General features: G+C 59.2%; 22 protein-coding genes, 1 tRNA gene and 2 pseudogenes. 19 read left to right on the top strand and 6 right to left on the bottom strand.

Annotation, left to right across the window (positions count from 1 at the left end):
• Positions 1-16: 16 nt before the first annotated feature.
• Positions 17-616: a vitamin K epoxide reductase family protein gene (locus ACTJJW_RS08635; RefSeq protein WP_462643807.1), complete on the bottom strand. Its 600-nt coding sequence runs from the start codon at positions 614-616 to the stop codon at positions 17-19.
• A gap of 346 nt (positions 617-962) precedes the next feature.
• Here ACTJJW_RS08635 and ACTJJW_RS08630 point away from each other — a divergent pair, with 346 nt between their 5' ends.
• Entirely contained in the window at positions 963-3,686 is a 2,724-nt protein-coding gene (locus tag ACTJJW_RS08630) for an Rne/Rng family ribonuclease (RefSeq protein ID WP_462643805.1), read from the top strand.
• Between the two features lie 214 nt (positions 3,687-3,900).
• Positions 3,901-4,203, top strand: coding sequence for a hypothetical protein (locus ACTJJW_RS08625; protein ID WP_462643803.1), 303 nt, complete (start codon positions 3,901-3,903; stop codon positions 4,201-4,203).
• Positions 4,204-4,217: 14 nt separating this feature from the next.
• Here the strand turns inward: ACTJJW_RS08625 and ACTJJW_RS08620 are convergent, their stop codons facing one another.
• On the bottom strand, positions 4,218-4,487 hold the full coding sequence (locus ACTJJW_RS08620; protein ID WP_462643802.1) for a DUF4031 domain-containing protein: 270 nt from the start codon (positions 4,485-4,487) through the stop codon (positions 4,218-4,220).
• Between the two features lie 316 nt (positions 4,488-4,803).
• On the opposite strand from ACTJJW_RS08620, the gene rplU reads away from it, so the two are divergent.
• The 12 genes from rplU to ACTJJW_RS08560 all read left to right on the top strand — a co-directional run bounded on the left by rplU (position 4,804) and on the right by ACTJJW_RS08560 (position 14,784).
• Positions 4,804-5,112 (top strand): 50S ribosomal protein L21, encoded by a 309-nt coding sequence (gene rplU, locus ACTJJW_RS08615; protein WP_009772527.1) that lies wholly within the window; start codon positions 4,804-4,806, stop codon positions 5,110-5,112.
• 28 nt (positions 5,113-5,140) lie between these two features.
• On the top strand, positions 5,141-5,392 hold the full coding sequence (rpmA, locus tag ACTJJW_RS08610) for a 50S ribosomal protein L27 (RefSeq protein WP_462643801.1): 252 nt from the start codon (positions 5,141-5,143) through the stop codon (positions 5,390-5,392).
• A 134-nt stretch (positions 5,393-5,526) separates the two neighbouring features.
• Entirely contained in the window at positions 5,527-7,071 is a 1,545-nt protein-coding gene (obgE, locus tag ACTJJW_RS08605; RefSeq protein ID WP_462643800.1) for a GTPase ObgE, read from the top strand.
• Entirely contained in the window at positions 7,064-7,861 is a 798-nt protein-coding gene (gene proB, locus ACTJJW_RS08600) for a glutamate 5-kinase (RefSeq protein ID WP_462643798.1), read from the top strand. Before obgE ends, proB begins: the two co-directional genes overlap by 8 nt.
• Before the next feature lie 39 nt (positions 7,862-7,900).
• Positions 7,901-9,169: a glutamate-5-semialdehyde dehydrogenase gene (locus ACTJJW_RS08595; protein WP_462643796.1), complete on the top strand. Its 1,269-nt coding sequence runs from the start codon at positions 7,901-7,903 to the stop codon at positions 9,167-9,169.
• A 30-nt stretch (positions 9,170-9,199) separates the two neighbouring features.
• Positions 9,200-9,394 carry a hypothetical protein gene (locus ACTJJW_RS08590; RefSeq protein WP_462643794.1) on the top strand — a complete coding sequence of 65 codons (195 nt, stop codon included), beginning with the start codon at positions 9,200-9,202 and terminating at the stop codon, positions 9,392-9,394.
• Between the two features lie 9 nt (positions 9,395-9,403).
• Entirely contained in the window at positions 9,404-10,009 is a 606-nt protein-coding gene (gene nadD, locus ACTJJW_RS08585) for a nicotinate-nucleotide adenylyltransferase (RefSeq protein ID WP_462643792.1), read from the top strand.
• Complete coding sequence (locus ACTJJW_RS08580; RefSeq protein ID WP_462643790.1) at positions 10,006-11,631, top strand: hypothetical protein; 1,626 nt, start codon at positions 10,006-10,008, stop codon at positions 11,629-11,631. Before nadD ends, ACTJJW_RS08580 begins: the two co-directional genes overlap by 4 nt.
• A 36-nt stretch (positions 11,632-11,667) precedes the next feature.
• Complete coding sequence (gene rsfS, locus ACTJJW_RS08575) at positions 11,668-12,057, top strand: ribosome silencing factor (protein WP_462643789.1); 390 nt, start codon at positions 11,668-11,670, stop codon at positions 12,055-12,057.
• A gap of 133 nt (positions 12,058-12,190) precedes the next feature.
• A complete protein-coding gene (locus tag ACTJJW_RS08570) occupies positions 12,191-13,180 on the top strand; it encodes a methionine ABC transporter ATP-binding protein (RefSeq protein ID WP_462643787.1) in 990 nt (329 codons plus the stop codon).
• Positions 13,177-13,878, top strand: coding sequence for a methionine ABC transporter permease (locus tag ACTJJW_RS08565; protein ID WP_462643785.1), 702 nt, complete (start codon positions 13,177-13,179; stop codon positions 13,876-13,878). Before ACTJJW_RS08570 ends, ACTJJW_RS08565 begins: the two co-directional genes overlap by 4 nt.
• Positions 13,879-13,956: 78 nt before the next feature.
• On the top strand, positions 13,957-14,784 hold the full coding sequence (locus tag ACTJJW_RS08560; protein WP_462643783.1) for a MetQ/NlpA family ABC transporter substrate-binding protein: 828 nt from the start codon (positions 13,957-13,959) through the stop codon (positions 14,782-14,784).
• Here ACTJJW_RS08560 and ACTJJW_RS08555 read toward each other — a convergent pair.
• The gene (locus ACTJJW_RS08555) at positions 14,781-14,933 is read right to left on the bottom strand and encodes a hypothetical protein (protein WP_462643781.1); all 153 of its coding nucleotides are present in this window, start codon (positions 14,931-14,933) and stop codon (positions 14,781-14,783) included. The two genes, ACTJJW_RS08560 and ACTJJW_RS08555, sit on opposite strands and share 4 nt — an antisense overlap.
• A 25-nt stretch (positions 14,934-14,958) precedes the next feature.
• On the opposite strand from ACTJJW_RS08555, the gene ACTJJW_RS08550 reads away from it, so the two are divergent.
• Positions 14,959-15,032 (top strand) — tRNA-Ala (locus ACTJJW_RS08550).
• A gap of 46 nt (positions 15,033-15,078) precedes the next feature.
• Here the strand turns inward: ACTJJW_RS08550 and ACTJJW_RS08545 are convergent.
• The 3 genes and pseudogenes from ACTJJW_RS08545 to ACTJJW_RS08535 form a co-directional block, all read right to left on the bottom strand.
• Positions 15,079-15,261 (bottom strand): annotated as a pseudogene (locus ACTJJW_RS08545) (IS481 family transposase); the annotation flags it as partial.
• Positions 15,262-15,352: 91 nt separating this feature from the next.
• Positions 15,353-15,436 (bottom strand): annotated as a pseudogene (locus tag ACTJJW_RS08540) (hypothetical protein); the annotation flags it as partial.
• 239 nt (positions 15,437-15,675) lie between these two features.
• Positions 15,676-16,461, bottom strand: coding sequence for a FadR/GntR family transcriptional regulator (locus ACTJJW_RS08535; RefSeq protein ID WP_462643780.1), 786 nt, complete (start codon positions 16,459-16,461; stop codon positions 15,676-15,678).
• A 153-nt stretch (positions 16,462-16,614) separates the two neighbouring features.
• Here ACTJJW_RS08535 and ACTJJW_RS08530 point away from each other — a divergent pair, with 153 nt between their 5' ends.
• The 4 genes from ACTJJW_RS08530 to ACTJJW_RS08515 are packed head-to-tail and all read left to right on the top strand — an operon-like array spanning position 16,615 to position 21,814.
• Positions 16,615-17,694, top strand: a complete 1,080-nt coding sequence (locus ACTJJW_RS08530; RefSeq protein ID WP_462643778.1) for a sugar ABC transporter substrate-binding protein — start codon at positions 16,615-16,617, stop codon at positions 17,692-17,694.
• Between the two features lie 2 nt (positions 17,695-17,696).
• Positions 17,697-19,265, top strand: a complete 1,569-nt coding sequence (locus ACTJJW_RS08525) for a sugar ABC transporter ATP-binding protein (protein WP_462643776.1) — start codon at positions 17,697-17,699, stop codon at positions 19,263-19,265.
• Positions 19,262-20,299, top strand: coding sequence for an ABC transporter permease (locus ACTJJW_RS08520; RefSeq protein WP_462643775.1), 1,038 nt, complete (start codon positions 19,262-19,264; stop codon positions 20,297-20,299). Before ACTJJW_RS08525 ends, ACTJJW_RS08520 begins: the two co-directional genes overlap by 4 nt.
• A gap of 12 nt (positions 20,300-20,311) precedes the next feature.
• Positions 20,312-21,814 carry an amidase gene (locus ACTJJW_RS08515; RefSeq protein ID WP_462643773.1) on the top strand — a complete coding sequence of 501 codons (1,503 nt, stop codon included), beginning with the start codon at positions 20,312-20,314 and terminating at the stop codon, positions 21,812-21,814.

Below are 21,814 nucleotides of genomic sequence, written 5' to 3'. Positions count from 1 at the left end.
GCAGGTAGCTCGTGTTTTAGAGGTAACTAAGAACGTCGAGACGAACCTGTGCGATGACCGCGATGATGATGTAGCCAACAAGCGTGATGACTGGTACCCAACTGTAAGCGGCGGATGCTGCCTTGCGCAGCGAGCGTGGTGCGGGAATTGCGCCCACTGTGAGGTTCCGCAGGGTGACGGCCCAGAACATCGGGATCGTCACAGACCAGACGACCATGCACCAGGGGCACAGCGTGAAGAGGTTGAAGATGCTTTGGTAGGCGAGCCACAGAACCAACGCGAATGCACCAGCGATGCCAATGTTGAACGTGACCCAGAACCAGCTAGTGAAACGGGCACCGGCCAGGATTGCTGCGCCGACCACCAGCGGTGCCATAAATCCGACGAGGCCAATGATGGGGTTCGGAAAGCCAAACACTGCGCCTTGCGCTGAGTCTAAGTTCTTCGCGCACTGAACAATGATGCTGAAATCGCAACTCAGCGCGTCACCAGGGTTCTCGAGAGTGTGGATCTTCTCCACCATGAGTTGGAACGAAGCCCAGAGCCCGACGAGTCCAGTGATGATCAGGAATATGGCGAGGGCTATGGGCCTGTTTCGAACCCCGGATGCAGTCATGCTCGGATTATCGCATGTGCGTCAGGCTCACATTCTGAGAATGCGTGCGATAATGAAATGTAGTTACTCCGAGCCGCGCTCGGGATAACACCAAGAAGGCTTACCGGGCATAGCGACCGGACCAGTTACGCAACGCGTGTTGCGCGAGTCGGATAGCCAGTTCCGAAGTGTCGTGACAGGGCACAGTGTCGTGACAGGGCACAACTGCAGCGCGAGCCACGAGCCCGTTGCAGGACCTGAAGAATTAGTAGCGGTTCTCCAGCCATAGGTTTGGTGGGGGAATAGCGCACGAGAGAGTACCCGGTAGGTGGCGCGGTCGCCTATTAGGGCAAGGAGTACACCAGCAATGGTGAATGAAAGCGATAATTCGAAAGCAGTTCCGAAGAAGAAGGGTCTTTTTGGCCGCATTCTTCCTGCTTCCAAAGCAGCAACAGTGAAGCCAGTGGCGCAGACGCCGCCAGCGGACGCGCCTGCGGCTGCAGTAGTACGCACGACAGCTGACACTTCGGCCTCAGCGGAGTCGGCGTCAACCACTCCAGCGACCGAAAAGACCGAGCCTTCCGCAGCATCCAAGGCTCCACGCACCGCACAGGGGCAGAAGACTGCCCCTGCACGCTCACGTTCGCGCAAGGCTCCGACATCATCGGCACAGAAAACTGCCGACGGCGCTTCGGCCGCAAAGTCACCGGCGGCCAAGAAGGCGGCTGCGGTTACCCCTCCGTCGACGACATCTTTGCTCTTCCAAGCACCAGACCTGCCGGAGCTTCCTGCTCGCGCGCCTCGTTCGCGCAATGACAACAAGTCAAACGCAGACACCCGCAACGACGACAATGACGCAGAAGACGAGGCAGGCAATGTCCGTCGTCGTTCACGCCGTCGCTCAGGTGAAGACGCTCGCCCCGGCGATGAGTCTCCCAACACGGTTGTTCGAGTGCGCCAGCCACGCAAGCAGGCTGAGCCAAGCAACGAGCCAACCAAGGTTAAGGGTTCTACGCGTCTTGAGGCGAAGAAGCAGCGTCGCCGCGATGGCCGCGATGCTGGTCGTCGCCGTCCAGTTGTGACTGAGAGCGAGTTCCTCGCGCGTCGCGAAAGCGTCGACCGCGTCATGGTGGTCCGCTCAAAGTTTGACCGCATCCAGATTGCTGTTCTTGAAGACGGCGTTTTGGTTGAGCATTACGTTGCGAAGGCTCAGGATGCGAGTCTCATCGGCAACGTGTACCTCGGTCGTGTGCAGAACGTTTTGCCCAGCATGGAAGCCGCATTCGTCGACATCGGGCGTGGCCGCAACGCCGTGCTCTACTCGGGCGAAGTTGACTGGGATGCCGCAGCAGAGAACTCTGCTGACGGCAAGCAGCAGGCACGCCGCATTGAGCTCGCGCTCAAGCCTGGCGACCGCGTGCTCGTTCAGGTCACTAAAGACCCTGTCGGGCACAAGGGTGCTCGGCTCACGAGCCAGGTTTCGCTGCCCGGTCGCTACCTCGTCTACGTGCCGAACGGTTCGATGAGTGGTATTAGCCGCAAACTGCCTGACACTGAGCGTTCGAGACTGAAGAAGATCCTCAAGGGTGTGCTTCCCGAGAACGTTGGCGTCATTGTGCGCACGGCGGCTGAGGGCGCGACTGAAGAGCAGCTCACGCTCGATGTGAGCCGACTGACTAACCAGTGGGCAGACATCAGCTCGCAGGTTGACAATGCTCAGGCTCCCGCTCTGCTGCACTCTGAGCCCGATCTTCTGATCAAGATCATCCGCGATGTCTTCAACGAAGACTTCCACAAGCTCGTTATTGAGGGCGACGATGCTCGCAAGACGATCGAGGGCTACGTTCGTTCGGTCGCACCCGATTTGCTTGATCGACTTCAAGCGCACGAAAACACTGTCGACTCGTTCGAGGAGTACCGCGTTTCTGAGCAGATCGAGAAGGCTCTCGACCGCAAGGTCTGGTTGCCCTCTGGTGGTTCGCTCGTTATCGACCGCACTGAGGCCATGACGGTTGTCGACGTCAACACCGGCAAGTTCGTCGGCTCGGGTGGAAACCTTGAAGAGACCGTCACCAAGAACAACGTTGAAGCTGCTGAAGAAATCGTTCGTCAGCTGCGTCTGCGCGATATCGGTGGAATCATCGTCATCGACTTCATCGACATGGTTCTTGAGTCGAACCGGGACCTCGTGTTGCGTCGTCTCGTTGAGTGCTTGAGCCGTGACCGCACTAAGCACCAGGTTGCCGAAGTTACTTCGCTTGGCCTTGTGCAGATGACTCGCAAGAAGTTGGGGCTCGGCTTGCTCGAGACGTTCAGTGAGAACTGTGAGGTTTGTGCCGGTCGTGGCGTAGTGGTGCAGCACGATCCCGTCACTAAGCACCGCCAACAGCCGACTCAGAACGAGCAGGCTGGCAGTGGTCGTCGTGGTCGCAATCGCGGCGGAAGTGGCAACAACGGTGGTGGCAACTCAGGCGGAAACAACTCCGGCTCCGGCGGCAATGGTGGTTCGCAGAACCAGCAGTCGAACGGTGCCGCGAAGTCTGCCAACAGTGGTTCGAACAACGGCAGCAGCAATGGCGGCAGCAACGGAACTCACGCGATTACCGAAGACGTTCGCAACGCTCTTGCTCGCGTAGCAGCCAGCACCGTTGCGGCCTCGGCAGAGCACGGTACCGAGGAGCCAGCGGCAGCCGCCGAGGTTCCATCGACAGAACAGAAGTCGGGTTCCTCGAACAAGTCGGGTTCCTCGAAGAAGTCTGGTTCGTCGCGCAACGCTGGTTCGTCACAGCAGTCGGATGCCGCAAAGACCGAGGCGCCGAGTCAGCAGTCGACGGCTAAGAAGCCGACAACTCAGACCAGCGGTGTTGTTGACGCTGTTGCAGAAGCTGCGGTTGCTATTCTCGATTTGCCTGCCTCGAAGAATTCGCAGGCTGCGCCGAAGATCAGCACGCACGATGCCGAGCAGATCTTGGATTCGGTCCTCGAAGCTCTCCCAGAGCCCAAGCAACCCGGTCAAGGAAAGTCGCGTGGTTCACGCCGTGCCAGTAGCCAAGGCAAGACGGTTAACACGGCGCCGAGCGACGATAAGTAATTTCGGGTGTTCACGGCTCTTTTAGGGTCGTGACGCAGTGGGGCTAGCGTGTAAGCCATGCCTCTATTAGCCGCAGCCGTCGGGATTCGTGCTTTGGCTACGCGTAAGGACCGAAGCTATCGACGGCGTTGTGAGCCCATCAGGGGGTTCAGCATCAACGAATGGCACTTCCTTTAGTGCGGGTGAACCGCAACTCTGCTGACTCGACCGTGGGGTGCCTAGCGATGAGATCGTGCGCATGGGCCGGAGCGGTTCTGAACGCACCGTGTTGTTCACGTGCGAGGGCATCCAAGAGTTCACTCCGGTTGGTGATCGGCTGTTGCTCCCAGGGAGGAGGGGAGGCCCCAACACCGTCAGCAGCCTGCTCGCGTACGACGACGGTGAAGTTTCGCGCATCCTGTACCGAACCGTCAAAGACAAGGGCGCGATTCTCGCCTCCGAAGAGTATGTGCTGAATGCGCGCCCCCACAGCGTGACCACCTACGTTGTAGATATCGCGAGCGGATGTCGTGGCTAATTAGTCTGATCCTGCTATTTGGTTCGGTCTCGCTGGGGCACGCGCAGGCCGCTGGCCTCAAGCCTCCGTACAAACTCTCGCACTCCCACAGGCTCGGCGCCGAGGACGACGAGTTGCTCCCACATGCGCGCAGGAACGTCGTAGTGGTCGTGGTCGAAGCCGCGCTGCGGGATGCCCGCGAGCTCAGCAAAGGCGTGCAATTCCACGAGTGATGTGTCGCTCACGATGTGAGCCCACACCGTATCGTGGGCGGGCCAGATCGCTTGGTCGATCAACACAGTCATGGTGTGAGCCTAATTGAGGGCAGATCGTGACGTTGAGCTTTTGACCGGGCGCCAGTCTGCGGCGTACTATGGTTGTCGCTGCACTTGAACTGTGGTTGTGATCGTTGAGATTGCGATCGGTGTCCGGTGTACACGTTCTCATTTTCGCCGAGTCGTCACTAATGATTGATTCAGTCGGAAGCAGCAGAAGCGTGTCGTTTGACCGGGAGTGCCCACGTCGAGTATCGTTGATCCTTGGTGTGTGCTGGGCTTCGCCCGCAGAATTCGCCACAAGCTTCAATAGTTCTAGCTATTAATCGTTAAGTAAGGGTCAAAAGTGGTTTACGCAGTTGTGCGCGCCGGTGGGCGGCAGGAGAAGGTAGAGGTCGGCACGATTGTCGTTCTCGACCGCATCGCAGCCGACAAGAACGGCAATGTTGAGCTCGCTCCAGTTCTGTTCGTTGATGGCGACAAGATCACTCACGACGCCAAGGCGCTTGAGAAGATTAAGGTCGTCGCCGAGGTTCTGAACGATGAGCGCGGTCCAAAGATCGTTATCCAGAAGTTCAAGAACAAGACCGGTTATAAGGTTCGCCAGGGTCACCGTCAAGAGCTGACCCGCATCAAGATCACCAGCATCAAGTAGCTGACGAGCGTAAAGGACTTCCAGGAAAATGGCACATAAAAAGGGCGCAAGCTCCACCCGCAACGGTCGTGACTCCAACGCGCAGCGCCTCGGCGTAAAGCGTTTCGGCGGCCAAGAGGTTCTCGCCGGCGAGATCATCGTTCGCCAGCGCGGCACCCACTTCCACCCCGGCATCAATGTCGGCCGTGGAGGAGACGACACACTGTTCGCTCTCTCAGCAGGCGCAGTACAGTTCGGTGCTAAGGGCGGTCGCAAGGTCGTCAACATCGTCACTGTTTAGTTTCCCTCCGTTGCCTGTTCGCAGGCGAACGTTACAGCGAAGAGCGAGCTTCGGCTCGCTCTCGCCATTTAACACAGCAACATTCAGTACAGCAACAGCAGTACCCGTGTCTCACGAGAATAGGAGGAACCATCATGGCATCGTTCGTCGACCAGGTGACCTTGCATCTCGTAGCAGGACACGGCGGAAACGGTTGTGTTTCAGTCAAGCGTGAAAAGTTCAAGCCTCTTGCAGGCCCCGACGGCGGTAACGGTGGCAACGGTGGCGACATCGTGCTTTTCAGTGACCCACAGGTCACCACGCTTCTGAACTTCCACCGTTCACCGCACCGCAAGTCGCAGCACGGCCAGCCCGGTCAGGGCGACCACAAGGCTGGTACAGCGGGTGCCGAGATGCTGCTTTCTGTTCCCGTGGGTACTCTCGTCCGCGATCAGGATGGCGAAGTACTCATCGACATGGATGCTCCGGGCATGCGTTTGGTCGTTGGCCCAGGTGGACAGGGCGGCCTCGGTAACGCGGCTCTCTCATCCACGAAGCGCAAGGCTCCCGGCTTTGCGTTGCTCGGAACGCCCGGCTTTGAGGGCGACATCTTCCTTGAGCTCAAGACCGTTGCCGATGTGGCGCTTGTCGGTTACCCGTCCGCAGGCAAGTCGAGCTTGATCGCAGCGATGAGCGCAGCAAAGCCGAAGATCGCTGACTACCCCTTCACCACTTTGCACCCGAACCTGGGTGTCGTTGAATCCGGCGACGTGCGTTATACGATCGCTGACGTTCCTGGACTGATTGAGGGCGCGAGCGAGGGCAAGGGCCTTGGGCTCGAGTTCTTGCGTCACGTTGAGCGCTGTACCGCGCTGCTGCACGTTCTCGACTGCGCCACTTTGGAGCCAGGACGCGACCCGATCAGCGACCTTGACGTAATTCTCAGCGAATTAGCGGCATACCCAGTTCCTGAGGGGCAGACGCCTCTGCTCGAACGTGAGCAGCTCATAGCTCTCAACAAAATCGATGTCACTGATGGCGGCGACCTGGCTGATCTCGTCAAGACCGAACTAGAAGAGCGCGGCTACCGCGTGTTCGAAGTGTCTGCCGTGTCACACGCGGGCCTCCGAGAACTTTCCTTCGCGCTAGCGGCGCTTGTGCTGGCTGACCGCGAAGCGCGCAATTCCGAACCGATCAAGGAACGAATCGTTCTGCGCCCTCGTGCGGTGAACGCCAAGGACTTTGCTGTCAAGGTTGAGGGCGGCACCTACGGCAACGTGTACCGCGTTGTTGGTGATAAGCCTGAGCGTTGGGTTGCACAGACAGACTTCACTAACGAAGAAGCTGTCGGCTACCTGGCAGACCGCTTGGCTCGACTTGGGGTCGAAGACGACCTGTTCAAGTCTGGCGCCGTTCCTGGTTCAACCGTAATCATTGGTGCAGGCGGAGGTGTTGTCTTCGACTGGGAGCCCACACTGTCGTCAGCAGCCGAACTGGTTGCGGCTCCGCGAGGAACCGATCCACGTCTTGATGACAACGAGCGTGCAACCAACCGCAGCCGTCGCCGTAACTACCTCGAGCGCATGGATGCCAAGGCCGCCGCGCGCGCCGAGCTTCAGTCAGAACGCGAAGCCGGAGTCTGGGTTGACGACGAAGGTTTCGCGGTTGAGAAAGACGATGAGTCGGAGAATCGTGACTAGCAAGCCCGCCGTGCGCGCCGAGATTCCTCGTGCGCGCCGCATCGTTGTCAAAGTTGGATCGTCATCGGTCAGCGGTACCAACGTGGGCCAAATCGCCGCTCTCGTCGATGCGCTAGCCGCCGCGCACGCAGCAGGTTCAGAAGTGATTCTGGTGTCTTCCGGTGCGATCGCAACGGGTATCCCATTCTTGAAGCTAGATGGTCGCCCCACAGATCTCGCAACGCAGCAGGCTGCGGCCGCTGTGGGCCAAAACGTGCTCATCTATCGCTATCAAGAAAGCTTTGATCGCTACGGAGTCGTCGCTGCCCAAATCTTGCTGACCGCAGGCGATATGGACAACCCGACTCACCACAGCAATGCTCAGCGGGCCATGGAACGGCTGCTGGGATTGAAAATTTTGCCTATCGTGAACGAGAACGACACTGTAGCGACCCATGAGATCCGCTTCGGTGACAACGACCGCTTGGCCGCGCTCGTTTCGGTGCTGGTTCGGGCCGACATGCTCGTTTTGCTCTCGGACATCGATGCGCTGTACACGAAGCCACCCTCGGAGCCGGATGCCGAACGTATCGACTTCGTTGCGTTCCACGATGAGCTCATCGGAATAACCTTCGGCGATATTGGGGCTGCGGGTGTGGGCACTGGTGGCGCTGGAACCAAAGTCGCTGCAGCAAAGCACGCCGCGGCGGCGGGTATTCCGGTGCTCTTGGCCGAAACGAGCTGTGTGGCGGCGGCGTTAGCTGGCGCATCCATTGGCACCTGGTTTGAGGCGGATGCCACAGTCGACTAGGAGTCGATAGCGCACGTTTGCCGCCGCTACACTCTGAATATGGTTGATTCAGTTGTAGTCGCGCTCACGATTACCGAGAAATTTGAGGCAGCGCGTGCGGCATCGCGCACGCTCACTACCCTCACTACGGCGCAGAAGAACGCGGCACTGGCTGCTATTGCCCGAGATGTTGACGCCAGCGCCGAGCGGATCATCGCGGCAAATATGGTCGACCTTGAACGCGGCAAGAACAACGGTATGGCCGAGGGTCTCCAAGATCGACTGCGCTTGACACATGCTCGCATCGAACAGCTCGCAGCGGCAGTGCTCGACATCATCGAGCTGGCCGACCCCGTTGGAACCGTCGTTCGTGGCTCTGTGCTTCCCAATGGTCTCTCGGTGTCACAAGTTCGCGTGCCATTTGGTGTGATCGGCGCCATCTATGAGGCCCGGCCCAACGTGACAATCGACATCGCTGCGTTGGCGCTCAAGAGCGGAAACGCTGTGGTACTTCGCGGAGGTTCCGCTGCCGAAGACTCGAATCGCGTACTCGTCGACATTATTCACACCGCTCTCCAAAGTGTGGGAGTCGAACCGACCGCCGTTCAAACGATCGATGAGTTCGGTCGCGACGGGGCGAAGGCGTTGATGCAAGCTCGTGGATTCGTTGACGTGCTGATTCCTCGGGGGAGTGCTCAGCTCATCCAGACCGTGGTTCAAGAATCTACTGTTCCTGTGATCGAGACCGGGGCCGGAATTGTGCACGTGTTCCTCGACGAGTCTGCCGACGAGAGCACTGCGATCGAGATTGTGCACAACGCCAAAGTGCAGCGGCCAAGCGTATGCAATGCGCTTGAGACGCTTCTTGTGCACGAGGCTGCGGCCGAACGACTCATTCCTGGCGTTCTTGCGCGGCTTGCTGATTCGGGGGTGACGATTCACGCTGATGAACGCACACGCGAGTTGTTCCCTCAGGCCCTAGTCGCTGATGATGATGCGTGGTCAGTCGAGCACTTGAGCTTGGACATCGCGGTGCGCGTGGTCGCTGACCTTGACGCCGCCATCGACCACATCACTACTTATTCAACTAAACACACCGAATCGATCATCACCAACGATCTCGCCAACGCGGACCGTTTTCTCGCCGAAGTTGATTCCGCAGTGGTGATGGTGAACGCCTCAACGCGGTTTACGGATGGCGCGGAGTTTGGGTTTGGGGCCGAAGTGGGGATCTCGACCCAGAAACTTCATGCTCGCGGCCCTATGGGTTTGCCGGAACTTACCAGCACCAAGTGGGTTGTGCGCGGTAGTGGTCAGGTGCGCGGCTAGACTGTTCTAGGTTTTGTGAATGGAGATTTGATGTCAATTTTTCTGAACGTACTTGCGTCGGTCGAAGAGCTCGCACCGCTGGTCTTGCCAGCGCTCGCTTTTCCGGTCATCGCGGCAGTCGTGTTCACGACTCTCGGTTTTGTCACCTGGAGCTTCCGCGACGTCGCCAACCGCCACGTTGCTAAGCCCGCGAAGGCTGGCGACGCTCACGGCGCAGGCCACTAAGGTCTCATCATGCCGGCCGAGACGTCGCAGAGGCGTGCACGCATCGGCATCATGGGTGGCACGTTTGACCCCATCCATAATGGCCACCTTGTAGCCGCAAGCGAGGCCCAGCAACAGTTCGAGCTCGATGAGGTCGTGTTCGTTCCCACGGGCAAGCCTTGGATGAAGTCAACCGTCACCGCCGGAGAGCACCGGTATCTCATGACAGTGATTGCCACCGCTGCCAACCCTGGCTTTAACGTGAGCCGCGTCGACTTGGAACGTGAAGGCGCGACGTACACGATCGACACACTGCGCGACATGCGCAAGGCCTATCCCGATGCTGATCTTTTCTTCATCACAGGTGCAGATGCCATGGCCCAGATCATGGAATGGAAAGACGTCTCAGAGGTCTGGACTCTTGCCCATTTCATAGCAGTTTCACGGCCAGGACACCCCTTAACCATTAGCGGATTGCCCACGCAAGGCGTAAGCTCGTTAGAAGTGCCGGCGCTTGCGATCTCATCCACTGATTGCCGAACCAGAGTCAGCCAGGGCTTCCCGGTCTGGTATTTGGTTCCGGATGGTGTCGTTCAATATATCGCCAAGCACCATTTGTATCGGAGTATGCCATGACCACTTTTCACGATCCGCCGCCGCAGTCGCGCCGCGCGGCACGGCAGAGTGAGCGCGAACGAGCCTCTGACGAGCAGCCCGCAGCAGAGGGCTTCACGACTTTCCCTGCGCAAGAAGCGCAAGAGGGTCTTATCGAAGAGGTTCAGACAGATCTCAGCGCCGCGGACACCAGTGCTGAGGCCGGCGCCACTGCGCCTTCAGAATCCGCGCTGCCTGCTTCGCTACCCACGCCTAAAGCGTCTCGGCCGTCGACCGCCGCCGCGTATCGCACGGCGCCACCGCCCTCGCCCCAGACCCAGAACTCGTTGTTCGTGCCGCCTCCGCCTGCCGCTCCGGTAGCGGCTCGTACCGCTGGCGAATCCGACGAACTCCCATCAGTCCCTTCGGCCGAACCTGCAGCGGGGCCTGCAGCGCACGAGTCGAATTCTCCCGAACGCACTCTCACGCGTCGTGAACATCGGAAACTCCGAGCACGTCAAGACGCAGAGCTTGCTGAAGAGACGCCCGATGCACCTCACGTGCCTGAGCGGGCAGAGGAGCACGCTCTAAACCAGGTCGCTCTGACAGTTGATCCGAAGATTCCGGCATACATCGAACCGCCAGCACTCATCGATCCGCTCTCTGTGGTTCCTGAGGCGGCGGCGGTTAGTGCGTCCCCTGAGGACGCACTCAGCGCCTTCGAATCGTTGCTGGCAAACGCTGATGGTTCCGCAAAAGACACGGGCATAACCGGTGCACCACGATCACCGCTCGTCGACCCGCCGCGTGACATTGGTTCCGCCAAATCGGCATCCGAACTCGACTTTGGTAGCTCCCTCGCAGCCGCACCGTCTGAGCGGTCAGCGGCCCTGACTGAACCCGCCGCTGCGGAACAGACGCCAGAGCCAGTAGATGACGCGCAGTCGGTAGAGGCCCCGCGGTCGAGTGTGCGGTCAACAATCGCCGGTCTTCTTGGGTTTGGGTCCGACACTTCTGCCGAGCCCGCTGCCGGCGAGCCTGTGCCGACAGTTGCTGCAGCGCAAACCAACCTCAGCGATGCCCGTGCAGAGTTCGATGAGCAGGCGCGCAAGCGACTCGATGGCGAACTTCCCGCCGTCGACAGTATCCCTGCAACGCCGAACCCTGCGATAACCATTGATTCGTCGGCTGTGAAGCTTGTGCCACCGGGCCACTGGTCGCGACAGGCCGTGGTAGAAGACGAGCCGAACGACTCCGTCGTTTCGAGAACGATTGGTAGCGGAACAAGCGCAACCAGTGCTCTTGTCTTACCAGCCATCCCATTTGCAACTGACATCCGGGGTCCGTTGAACTCCAGCGGTGAAGCAATGCTCACGGGCTCGATCGATCTGCCCAGCACGCTCTCCGCGAGTGGTGTTTCTGATCGTTTCGACCACGCAGACATCGACTCGTTGCTTGATCTCAACGACAGCGACATGGTGTCAACTGATTCAGCACCAGTGCGCGCGGTCAAAGCGGTAAGCACGTTCTCCAATCAGGCAGTGACTCAGACGCAGAAGCCGAAGGGCACTCGTGCACTTACCGTGCTGATGATTTCGGCAGCTTCAATGGCTGTAGTCGTCGCTGGCCTTCTTGTGGCGGCGTTCGCCTTCAACATGTTGTAGATTTAACTCTTTGCTCTCTCTCCGATTAAGGACCCTGTGACTGCTTCTCCTCGTGCTAACGAGCTTCTTTCCATCGTCGCGCAGGCCGCCGACGCCAAGCAGGCGACGGATATGGTCGCACTGGATGTCACCGGCCCTACCCCCTACTCCGACATTTTCTTCTTGGCGACGGGTCGCAACGAGCGTAATGTTCAGTCGATCGCGTCTGAAATCGAAGAGAAGATGATCGAAGCTGGTGCTAAACCGCTGCGTCGCGAGGGCCGTGCTGAGGGTCGCTGGATCCTTCTCGACTTCGGTCATGTTGTTGCGCACATCTTCCACGAGGAAGATCGCCTCTACTACTCGCTCGAGCGTTTGTGGAGCGATTGCCCCGTAATTCCAATCGAGATCACGGCACCTAGCGAGCCTGAAGCAGACTCAGTTTAGTCAGTCCCGTTAGTTTGCTTCACACTTCGTAACCCAATTTGTCGGGGCGTCTGTGTGCTGGTTTTCTTGATCTAGCCGGGCAGTTATACCCCGCGGCGGTTCCAGAAGACTCGCCTTCAATTTCTGGGGTTTCATGATTACGCTTTCTTCCGTCACCAAGACTTTTGGTGCCGCAGCGAACACAGTTCGCGCGCTCGATGATGTGAGCCTCGCTGTGCAGCGCAGCGAGATCTTCGGCGTGATTGGCCAGAGTGGTGCGGGCAAGAGCACGCTCATCCGCACCGTCAATCTTCTTGAACGACCCGACTCGGGCACCGTCACCGTCGCGGACCGCGAATTGACCGCCCTGAGCGACCGCGATCTGCTTCAGGCGCGACGCGAAATTGGAATGGTTTTTCAGCAGTTCAACCTGCTCGATAGCCGCACCGTGCGCGGCAACGTTGAACTCGCCCTTGAAGTTGTGGGCGTGAGCCGACGCGAACGTGTCAGCCGAACCAACGAGATTCTTGAACTCGTGGGTCTCGAACACAAGGCGCAACAGTATCCCGCTCAGCTTTCTGGCGGCCAAAAGCAACGCGTTGGCATAGCCCGTGCGCTAGCTTCGCGCCCCCGAGTGCTGCTGAGCGATGAAGCGACGAGCGCACTTGATCCTGAAACCACAGACTCGATTCTTCAGCTATTGCGCAGCCTCAACAAAGAACTCGGTCTGACAATTTTGCTGATCACTCATGAGATGGATGTCGTCAAGAGCATCTGCGATTCTGCAGCGCTCATGAGTGGTGGCCGCATTCTCGAGCAGGGCCGCTTGGTCGATTTACTCGCCCAGCCGGGCTCGCAGCTTGCTCGTGGCCTGTTCCCGCTTGGTGACCTGCCGGAGGGCAACTCCACCGTCATCGACGTGACCTTCGTTGGTCTGTCGTCAGGGCGTCCCGTGGTAGCTCAACTGGCTCGCACCCACCAGATCGATGTCGGTCTGATTGGTGCTGCGATGGAGACGATCGGTGGCGCCCAGTCGGGGCGTACCCGCCTTGAACTTCCGGGACCGATTGATGCACACACTGCGGCGATCGACGATCTGCGGGCACAGGGGCTTGTTGTTGAGATTGTGAGGAGCGGGCGATGATTGATTCCACAGCCCCCGATTTCTGGTCACAGTTATTCGAAACCCTGCTGAAAGCTACCGGGGAGACCCTCTATCAGGTGGGTGTCACGATGGTCATCACGCTCATCATCGGGCTCGCAGCAGGAACCCTCTTGGTGATTACTGACCGCGGCAGCATCCTCGAACGACCCTTTGGTAGCGTTGTGGCTGGCCGCATCATCAACATTGTGCTTCAAGCGGTGGTGAACTTGGGGCGGTCGATCCCGTTCATCATCCTGATGATCGCGCTCATCCCGTTCACACGGCTGCTGCTGGGCTCAGCATTCGGTGTGTCGGCTGCGATCGTGCCACTCACGGTGGCGGCGATTCCGTTCTACGCCCGAATCGTTGAGATTTCATTGCGCGAGGTCAACGAGGGACTCGTCGAGGCGGGTCATTCGCTCGGCGCGACCCGGTGGCAGTTGGTTTCTAAGGTGATTGTTCCTGAGGCAGTTCCTGGCCTCATCCGTGGCTTTACAACGACAGTGGTGTCGATTGTGAACTACTCGGCAATTGTGGGCGCGATCGGCGGTGGAGGTCTTGGCGATGTTGCTATTCGTTATGGTCACCAGCGATACAGCGTCATCCACATTGTTGCGGTGATCATCGTGTTGGTTGCGATTGTGCAGATCGTTCAGGTGGTCGGCGCTCGCCTGGCCAACCGAATGTCTCACCGCTGACGTTGTCGGCGGCTTACCCCTAGTAGTTTTCCTGTTTTCACTCACCACTGTTCGTTTTCTTCTCGATTAAGGAATGTCATGTCACGCTCCAAATTCTTCTCACTCTCCACTGTGGCCGCCGCTGGCGTGCTCGCTCTGACCTTGGCTGGATGCTCGGCTCCCGCTGAAGAGTCCGCCCCGACTGATGGCACGCTCGGTTCGCTCACTGTTGGTGCAACGGCAACGCCTGCTGGCGAGATCGTTCAGTTCGTGATTGACAGCGGACAGGCCGAAGCAGCTGGTCTCGAGCTTGAGATTATTGAGTTCACCGACTACACCACGCCGAACCCCGCACTGAGCGAGGGCAGCCTCGACGTCAACCTGTTCCAGCACGAGCCGTTCTTGAACCTCTACAACGAGAACACGGGCGACAACCTTTACGTTGTTGGCCAGGTGTACCTCCCGCCGCTGGCGCTCTACTCCAAGACTGTTGATGAGCTCGCTGACCTCAAGGATGGCGCAAACATCGCTCTTCCGAACGATGCCAGCAACGAGGGCCGTGCGCTTCTGCTGCTTGCGGATGCCGGACTCATCGAGACCACAGAGGCACCGTCAACTGTTGCCGACATCACCGCCAACCCGAGCAACTTCAATTTCATCGAGATCGATGCAGCAAGCCTGCCTTCGGCCCTCGATGACCAAGATGCGGCGATCGTCAACTTCAACTACGCGGGAGCAGCCGGCCTGACCGGTGACCTGCAGTTGGTTACCGAGCCCACTACGAGCTCGTACTACAACACCCTCGTGACGCGCGATGAGCTCAAGAGCGACCCCCGCGTGCTCAAGCTGTATGAACTGCTGACCTCCGACGAGACGAAGGCGTACATCAATGACTTCTACAACGGACTCGTCATCCCCGTTTCTTAGTCGAAACGGTTAGCCAACTTTGCAAGTTTCTGCTTGCCTGTGGGGCGGTCAGCATCCAATCGGATGTCGGCCGCCCCATAATTTTTGCTCGCCAGTACCACGAATGGTTTTGGTTGGGCCGCGTGTGTAGTAATCTTGAGAAGTTGCATTTTCGGTAACGAAGATAAAACAAATGGGTCCATGGCGCAGCCCGGTAGCGCACCTGCATGGCATGCAGGGGGTCAGGGGTTCGAATCCCCTTGGATCCACTATTGTCCTGTCTCAGGACATAGGAAACCGTTGAACCCCTAGGGTTCAACGGTTTCCTTGGTTTTGGGGTTGGTAGTCCTTGGTGGTGTTGAGGGTTAGTTCGCGTAGGAGTTCGCCGGTGGTGGCGTTGATGATGTGGATGTTGAGGTCTTGGATCAGCATCAGCACGGGGGTTCGGGCGTGGGTTCGTCCGATGCCGATGTGGTGCAGTTTTCCGTTGTGGCGCAACACGGAGCTCGATGATCCGGAGGCGGATGTGGGGCAGGGTCGAGGTTGGGTTGGAGTGTGGTCGGCGACTGTGTGGTTCGAGGGCGTCGAGGCCGCCGGTTTCGTAGCGGGTGACGAGGGTGTGGACCCATCGCCAGGAGACGCCGAACTTCTGAGCCGCAGCAGCCTTGGTCATGCCCTGTTGGACGACGCACAACAGGATCACTCGGGCTTTCGACATGACCCATCATCGAGCGAAGCCCACTATGAACGATGTCGCGACTCATATGTGAATTATGTTGTGAACCTACACACCCTTGGATCCACCACGATTCCGGGGCTTTTTCGTGTCTCAGGGCCTGTGCGCTTGCGGGCATCGCTCGACGGGTGGCTTTTTCGTGAGGCGTCCGCTGGCAGACGCCAGCAAATGGCCGTCTAGCGGCGTTTGCCTGGCGCGAACGGAAGCTGCGACAGAGGTACGTCGTCTACTTCGAGTGCGAGAAGCGCATCCCGGCGCACCTCGTTGAGGTAGCCAACGTGGGCTTTGAGCGCCAGTTGCGCACGCTCCGGGTCGGCGGCTGCAATTGCTTCACAAATCTCGTGGTGCTGTTGCAAAACTTCGTCGCGACCGAGGAGGTTGACGAAAATAGTGTTGGTGGCTGGCCGACTTAAGTGCACCGACATCATGGCCAGTTCGAGAATCGGGTTCTTGGTGGCACGCGAAATTGCGGTGTGAAATGCAAGATCCCACTCAAGCCATTCGTCGATGCCCATTTCGAGGTCGCGGGCGGCGTCCACTGCGTGTCGGATCGCTGCGAGGTCGTCGTCTGTGCGGTGTTGAGCGGCGAGAGCTACACACATTGTTTCGAGCTTTTCGCGAGCCTCGTCGACGTTCTGAAGCGTAACGTTTCCGACCCGAAACCAGAGACGAATGGCGTCGCTGAGTTGTGTGGCCACTTGATCAGCGTCGGGCACGGTGACGAACGTGCCGCCTTGGCCTCCACGAGTGGACTGAACAAGGCCTGTCGCCGAAAGCAGTTTGAGGGCTTCGCGTGCGGTCGCGCGCGAAACATCGAACGAATCTGCCAGCTCTTTTTCGGTGGGCAGTCGCTCGCCGGGCTCCCACACATTGTCGTTGATCGCCTTGCGAAGTTGCATCGCAATTTGTCCTGAGGCATCGCGGCGCGACAACTCTGCAGGCTGGAACGCTGGTTGCGTCATCTGGGACTCCTCGATGTACCGAGCTGGTGGGTGTGCCGAAACCTCAGTTTCTGCGAAATCTAAATGTAACAACGAAACCCTTGTCGATCTAGGCCTTAAGTACTACGTTGAGTGTCAAACATTGAATGTCTAGCTTTCAACGAGGAGAAACTAATGCGTACCCGAGTGTTACTAAGCACAGCGATGTTGGGCGTTCTGGCTCTAGCCGGCTGCACCGCACCCAACACCAATGGATCAACCGACAGCCCGCAGCAAGACGCGCTGGCTTCAGAATCTGCAATGGCGGCAACGCTCGAGTACATCGAAGCAGGCCTGCCCGACCTCGATGGAGCATCCATCGCCTACATCGCCGAGTGCGCAACCGAGAACACGTTCTGTCAGGTTCGCTGGCAAGGCGCTCAGGATGCTGCAGCTGCCGTCAACGCAGAAATCACCCTCTTCAACGCCGCATTCGATGCCAACGCCCAGCAGGGCCAGGTGCAGGATGCCGTACTTCGCGAGTTCGATGGCTACATCTTCGCGCCCGTAGCTGACGCCTCGGGATGCGCAAGCTTCGATGTGCTCGTCGCGTCCGGCGCCCCGGTAGCGACCATCAACAGCCCGATGTGTGGAAACGCTGACTTCACGGAAGGCTCCGTTGGCTTCGCCGCCATGCAGACCGAATCATTCTTCCTCGAACACGTCAACAATGCTTTCGACTCGTGCGAAGGGGAGTGTGACGCGATTGCTGTTGGCGGATTCCTCGGCAGTGACCTCTACACGCGCTGGCAGAACGCAATTGAGCGTGCTGCTGCCGATCATCCGAATGTCACGGTCGTCACCGAACAGCCCGGAAACTTTGACCCGGCGACTGCACTCAGTGTCGTGCAAGACGCCCTGCAGGCTAACCCTGACGCACAGATCGTGATCTCGTCGTGGGACGACATGACGCGCGGAGTCGAAGAAGGTATCCGTGCTGCCGGGCTCAATCCTGGTAGCGATGTTCGCATCTACAGCGTTGGCGGCACCGAATACGGCACCGCACGCGTCATTGACGGAGCATGGACCTCCACAACAGTGCTGCTTCCCTACGAGGAGTCGTACTACGGCGGTGTCCACCTCGCCCGTGCACTCGCAACCGGAGAGATCACCGAAGGCTTCACCTACCTGGCAGAATCGCCAGTCGTCGTAGACGGCCCAGGAACGATCTTCATTGACAGCAGCAACGCTGCTGACTTCGCCCCCGAGTACTAATCATGAACCTCACCCGCGAATCGACAACGGCCTTGACCGTTTCTGGCCTCAGCAAGGAGTATCCCGGCGTTCGTGCACTCAGCAACGTCACCTTCAGCGTTGAGGCTGGAACCGTGCTTGCCGTTGTTGGTGAGAATGGCGCAGGAAAATCGACCCTCATGAAGTCGATTGCCGGCGCCGAGCGTGCCAGCGCGGGTCAGATTGAGGTATTTGGCACTGGTTTGGTCGCTGGCAACCCTCGCGCCGCATCCGATGCGGGGGTTGCCATGATCTACCAAGAACTCACTATCGTTCCCGAACTCACCGCCCAAGAGAACGTCTACTTGGGGCACGTTCCGACACTGTTCGGGGTGGTGCGATCGCAACAGCTTCGACGCGACTATCGCGCTGTTGCTGAGCGCGTCGGCAGCGACATCCGACCGGATGCACGCGCCGGCGATCTCTCGACCGCCAACCAACAGCTACTTGAGATCATGCGCGCAATCGCCCACGGACGGCGACTCGTGATCATGGACGAACCGACCGCATCCTTGGGGCCGGAAGACATTGCACGATTGCATGCTGTCATCCGCGACCTGCGCGATAAAGGGTGCTCAGTGCTTTACGTTTCACACGACCTCGACGCCGTACTCGATGTCAGCGACGATGTCATGGTGCTGCGCGAAGGCTCCGTGGTCTCGCGTGCCCCCGCGACCGAGTGGAGCAAAACTGCACTCGTTACCGCGATGCTCGGTCACTCACCGTCAACAGCGCCCACGGGCGGACACCGCGGGAACATGGAGCCGACCGTTGTGGCGCTGAGAAATGTACGGGCACCGGGCGTAGATGTTGAATCGCTCAACATCCGCTCCGGTGAGGTCGTAGGGATTGCCGGCCTTGTCGGGTCCGGGCGCACCCGATTACTCCGAGCTGTCGCGGGAGCGGAACCAGTACAGACCGGCACAATCGAACTGGACGGAGTACCGCTGCGATGGCCGTCATCACCCGCACGGGCGTGGGCGGCAGGAATCGCCCTCGCGCCTGAGGATCGTAAACACCAAGGTCTCGTGCTCGATCAGCCGGCATCCTGGAACATCGCCCTCGGCGGCTTTCAGCTGGCTCGTCGCGGGGGCCGAATTACCGCGGGACTCCTGCGCCGCTGGGCTGAGCCCATCGCAAGTCGCGTAGCTTTCGCTCGCTCTCGATTAGGCGCACCCGCTGGCACACTCTCGGGAGGAAACCAACAGAAGTTGCTGCTCGGTCGACTCTTCTCGCGGCCACTTCGTCTCATGCTTCTCGACGAGCCGACACGTGGCATGGATATCGGCGCCAAGTCCGAAGTCTTCGCTTCGATGCGATCGTTCGCCGATGAGGGCCGTGCCGTGCTGTGGTCGTCAAGCGAGATCCAAGAAGTGCTCGATCATAGCGACCGAGTCGTAGTCTGCCGAGCAGGCCGTCTCGTTGCTGAACTTCCGGCTGGTGCCACCGTGCACGACGTGTTGGCTGCGTCATTCGGAACAACCGAAATCGCCACAGTGTCCGCACCCTCATCCGCATCTTCATCCACTCACCTGCAGGAGAACCAACCGTGAGCACTCTAACTACGTCCGCTGCGAAGCCTGTGGCTTCGCCCATTGCCCCGCGAATTCGGCGCGCACTCAGCGAATACGGCGTTGTACTCGCACTTGTCGTGCTCGTCATCATCGTGGCTCTGCTCCAGCCCGCCTTCTTGTCGCTCGGCAACGTCAGCAATGTGCTGGCGCAGTGGGCACCCGTGGCCATCATGGGCATCGGGATGACGTACGTGGTGTTGACGGGAGGGTTCGACCTGTCGATGGCGGCAACCTACGCTCTCGCCGCCGTCGTTGCAGCAACTCTCGGCCAGACGTTCCCACCGATCCTCGCCTTTCTCGGCGCGATCGTCGTGGCGGGTGTCGTTGGGTTGCTCAACGGCGTCATCGTCACGTTGCTGAGAGTGAACCCCTTCATCGCAACTCTGGGGTCCTCACTGATCATCACCGGTGTCGCACTGCTTCTGACAGGAAACCGCCCCATTCAAGTGGTGTTTGAGCCATTCACGCTTCTCGGGCGCGGATCCTTTGTTGGGGTTCCGCTGAGCGCGCTGCTCATGATCGCCCTCTTTGTGATTGCTGGGCTCATCTTGGCCTTCACGAAATACGGGCACAATATTTATGCAGTCGGCGGCAACCGAGAGGCAGCACGACTCTCAGGCATCCGCGCCGACTGGGTCGTCGCGAGCGCCTACCTCGTCGCCGGAATCTGCGCAGGCATTGCGGGCACCATCACGGCATCCCGACTGAGCTCAGCCCAAGCCGGGCTAAGCGGTCAGCTCGTCTTCGATGTGCTCACCGTCGTCATCGTTGGGGGCACAACGCTTGCCGGCGGCAAAGGCTCAATGTGGCGTACTGCTGTGGGTGTCGCGATTCTGGCGACACTACAGAACGGTTTCAACCTTCTCGATATTGACGCGTACTACCAGAACATCATCAAGGGGGTGATTATCATCGCGGCCCTCACTTCTGTCGACTGGAGCCGCTTTGCACGCCCTCGCCGGGTCTCGCCAACCGAGCCCACGCAGACCAGTATTAGCAACGACACCGTATAAAGGAGCAAGATCATGTCGGAAACCCTTGATGTCAAAGAGATCACCATCAGCGAGGTTCAGGATGCCTACCGTGCCGGAACCGTCACGGTCGCCGCAGTAGTTCAGGCGTACCTTGACCGCATTGAGTCCATCGACCGCAGTGGCGCGGAACTCAACTCGATTGTGGCGCTGTCGCCACGGGCGAGCGAGGATGCCGCAAAGCTCGACGCTTTCTACGCCGAGAACGGCCAATTCTTTGGTCCCCTTCACGGCGTCCCCGTTCTGGTGAAAGACCAAGTAGAAGTCGGCGGAATGCCGACAAGCTACGGCAGTGAAATTGCGGCAGATTTTGTGCCGGAAAAAGACTCCACGGTTGTGGCTCGGCTGCGTGCCGCCGGCGCCGTGATCATGGGAACCACCACAATGCCGGACTTCGCTACCTCATGGTTCAGCACGTCATCGCGAAGCGGAACGACAAAGAACCCCTACGATCTTGACCGCGATCCAGGAGGATCGTCGTCAGGTTCGGCGGCAGCGATTGCCGCCAACCTTTCGCTGGTGGGGATCGGCGGAGACACCGGTGGATCCATCCGTCTGCCCGCATCATTCTGCAACCTGGTGGGACTGCGGGTTACGCCCGGCCTGATCAGTCGTGCAGGTATGTCGGCACTTGTTAAGCCCCAAGACACCCCTGGACCGATGACTCGCACGGTCGAAGACACCGCACGCGTGCTCGATGTGCTTGCCGGGTTCGACCCCGAAGATTCCTACACGAGCATCAACCGCATCGCTCGCCACACCGGTTCGTACACGGATGGTCTGGCCGAGTCGACAATGAAGGGCAAGCGCGTTGGTGTGCTGCGTGAAGCATTCGGCGACGAGAGTGATGTCGATGGCGCGCGTATCAACGTTGTGCTGGAAGACACTCTGAACAAGCTGCGCGCAGCGGGCGGCCAAACCATCGATGTGCACGTTGATGACCTCATGCATCTTGTCGGGTTTACTTCGCTCTACAACACGCGTTCTCACGACGACATGGACAAGTTCTTTGCAACGCGCCCCGACGCCGGAGTAACGGGAATGAGCGACGTCATCTCCAGCGGACGGTTCCACCCGAAGCTCGATCTCTTGATCGGGATCGCGGCATCACCGGCGAACCCCGCCGATGATGACGAATATGTCGAGCGGATTTTGGCCCAGCAGAAGTTCCAGCGCCACGTCGTGAGTCTGATGGAAGAGTTGCAACTCGACGCCATCGTGTTCCCGGACGCGAAGCTGCCAGCTCCCACCCGCGAGGATGTTTTCGCTGACCGCTGGACCTGCCTGACCTACCCCACGAACACGGTTATCGCATCACAACTCCACTTCCCAGCAATCACCGTCCCCGTTGGCTTCACCGACAACGGGCTGCCGGTAGGACTCGAAATCATGAGTGTCCCTTACGACGAGCAGCGACTTTTGACAGTTGCCGCCGCGGTGGAGAAGGCAACCGACGCTCGACGCAGCCCGGAGCACATCGTGGAGTCTGATCGCTGA

It is taken from the genome of Rhodoglobus galactosidasius, assembly GCF_054957775.1.
Note: the sequence above shows the minus strand (reverse complement) of the source record. Positions and strands in the feature narration are given on the sequence as shown.

Excerpts from the sequence above, each read along its gene's own strand:
- ACTJJW_RS08635 (WP_462643807.1), bottom strand. The coding sequence starts at position 616 with ATGACTGCATCCGGGGTTCGAAACAGGCCCATAGCCCTCGCCATATTC.
- ACTJJW_RS08630 (WP_462643805.1), top strand. The coding sequence starts at position 963 with ATGGTGAATGAAAGCGATAATTCGAAAGCAGTTCCGAAGAAGAAGGGT.
- ACTJJW_RS08620 (WP_462643802.1), bottom strand. The coding sequence starts at position 4,487 with ATGACTGTGTTGATCGACCAAGCGATCTGGCCCGCCCACGATACGGTG.
- rpmA (WP_462643801.1), top strand. The coding sequence starts at position 5,141 with ATGGCACATAAAAAGGGCGCAAGCTCCACCCGCAACGGTCGTGACTCC.
- obgE (WP_462643800.1), top strand. The coding sequence starts at position 5,527 with ATGGCATCGTTCGTCGACCAGGTGACCTTGCATCTCGTAGCAGGACAC.
- ACTJJW_RS08595 (WP_462643796.1), top strand. The coding sequence starts at position 7,901 with ATGGTTGATTCAGTTGTAGTCGCGCTCACGATTACCGAGAAATTTGAG.
- ACTJJW_RS08590 (WP_462643794.1), top strand. The coding sequence starts at position 9,200 with ATGTCAATTTTTCTGAACGTACTTGCGTCGGTCGAAGAGCTCGCACCG.
- nadD (WP_462643792.1), top strand. The coding sequence starts at position 9,404 with ATGCCGGCCGAGACGTCGCAGAGGCGTGCACGCATCGGCATCATGGGT.
- ACTJJW_RS08580 (WP_462643790.1), top strand. The coding sequence starts at position 10,006 with ATGACCACTTTTCACGATCCGCCGCCGCAGTCGCGCCGCGCGGCACGG.
- ACTJJW_RS08570 (WP_462643787.1), top strand. The coding sequence starts at position 12,191 with ATGATTACGCTTTCTTCCGTCACCAAGACTTTTGGTGCCGCAGCGAAC.
- ACTJJW_RS08565 (WP_462643785.1), top strand. The coding sequence starts at position 13,177 with ATGATTGATTCCACAGCCCCCGATTTCTGGTCACAGTTATTCGAAACC.
- ACTJJW_RS08560 (WP_462643783.1), top strand. The coding sequence starts at position 13,957 with ATGTCACGCTCCAAATTCTTCTCACTCTCCACTGTGGCCGCCGCTGGC.
- ACTJJW_RS08555 (WP_462643781.1), bottom strand. The coding sequence starts at position 14,933 with ATGCAACTTCTCAAGATTACTACACACGCGGCCCAACCAAAACCATTC.
- ACTJJW_RS08535 (WP_462643780.1), bottom strand. The coding sequence starts at position 16,461 with ATGACGCAACCAGCGTTCCAGCCTGCAGAGTTGTCGCGCCGCGATGCC.
- ACTJJW_RS08530 (WP_462643778.1), top strand. The coding sequence starts at position 16,615 with ATGCGTACCCGAGTGTTACTAAGCACAGCGATGTTGGGCGTTCTGGCT.
- ACTJJW_RS08525 (WP_462643776.1), top strand. The coding sequence starts at position 17,697 with ATGAACCTCACCCGCGAATCGACAACGGCCTTGACCGTTTCTGGCCTC.
- ACTJJW_RS08515 (WP_462643773.1), top strand. The coding sequence starts at position 20,312 with ATGTCGGAAACCCTTGATGTCAAAGAGATCACCATCAGCGAGGTTCAG.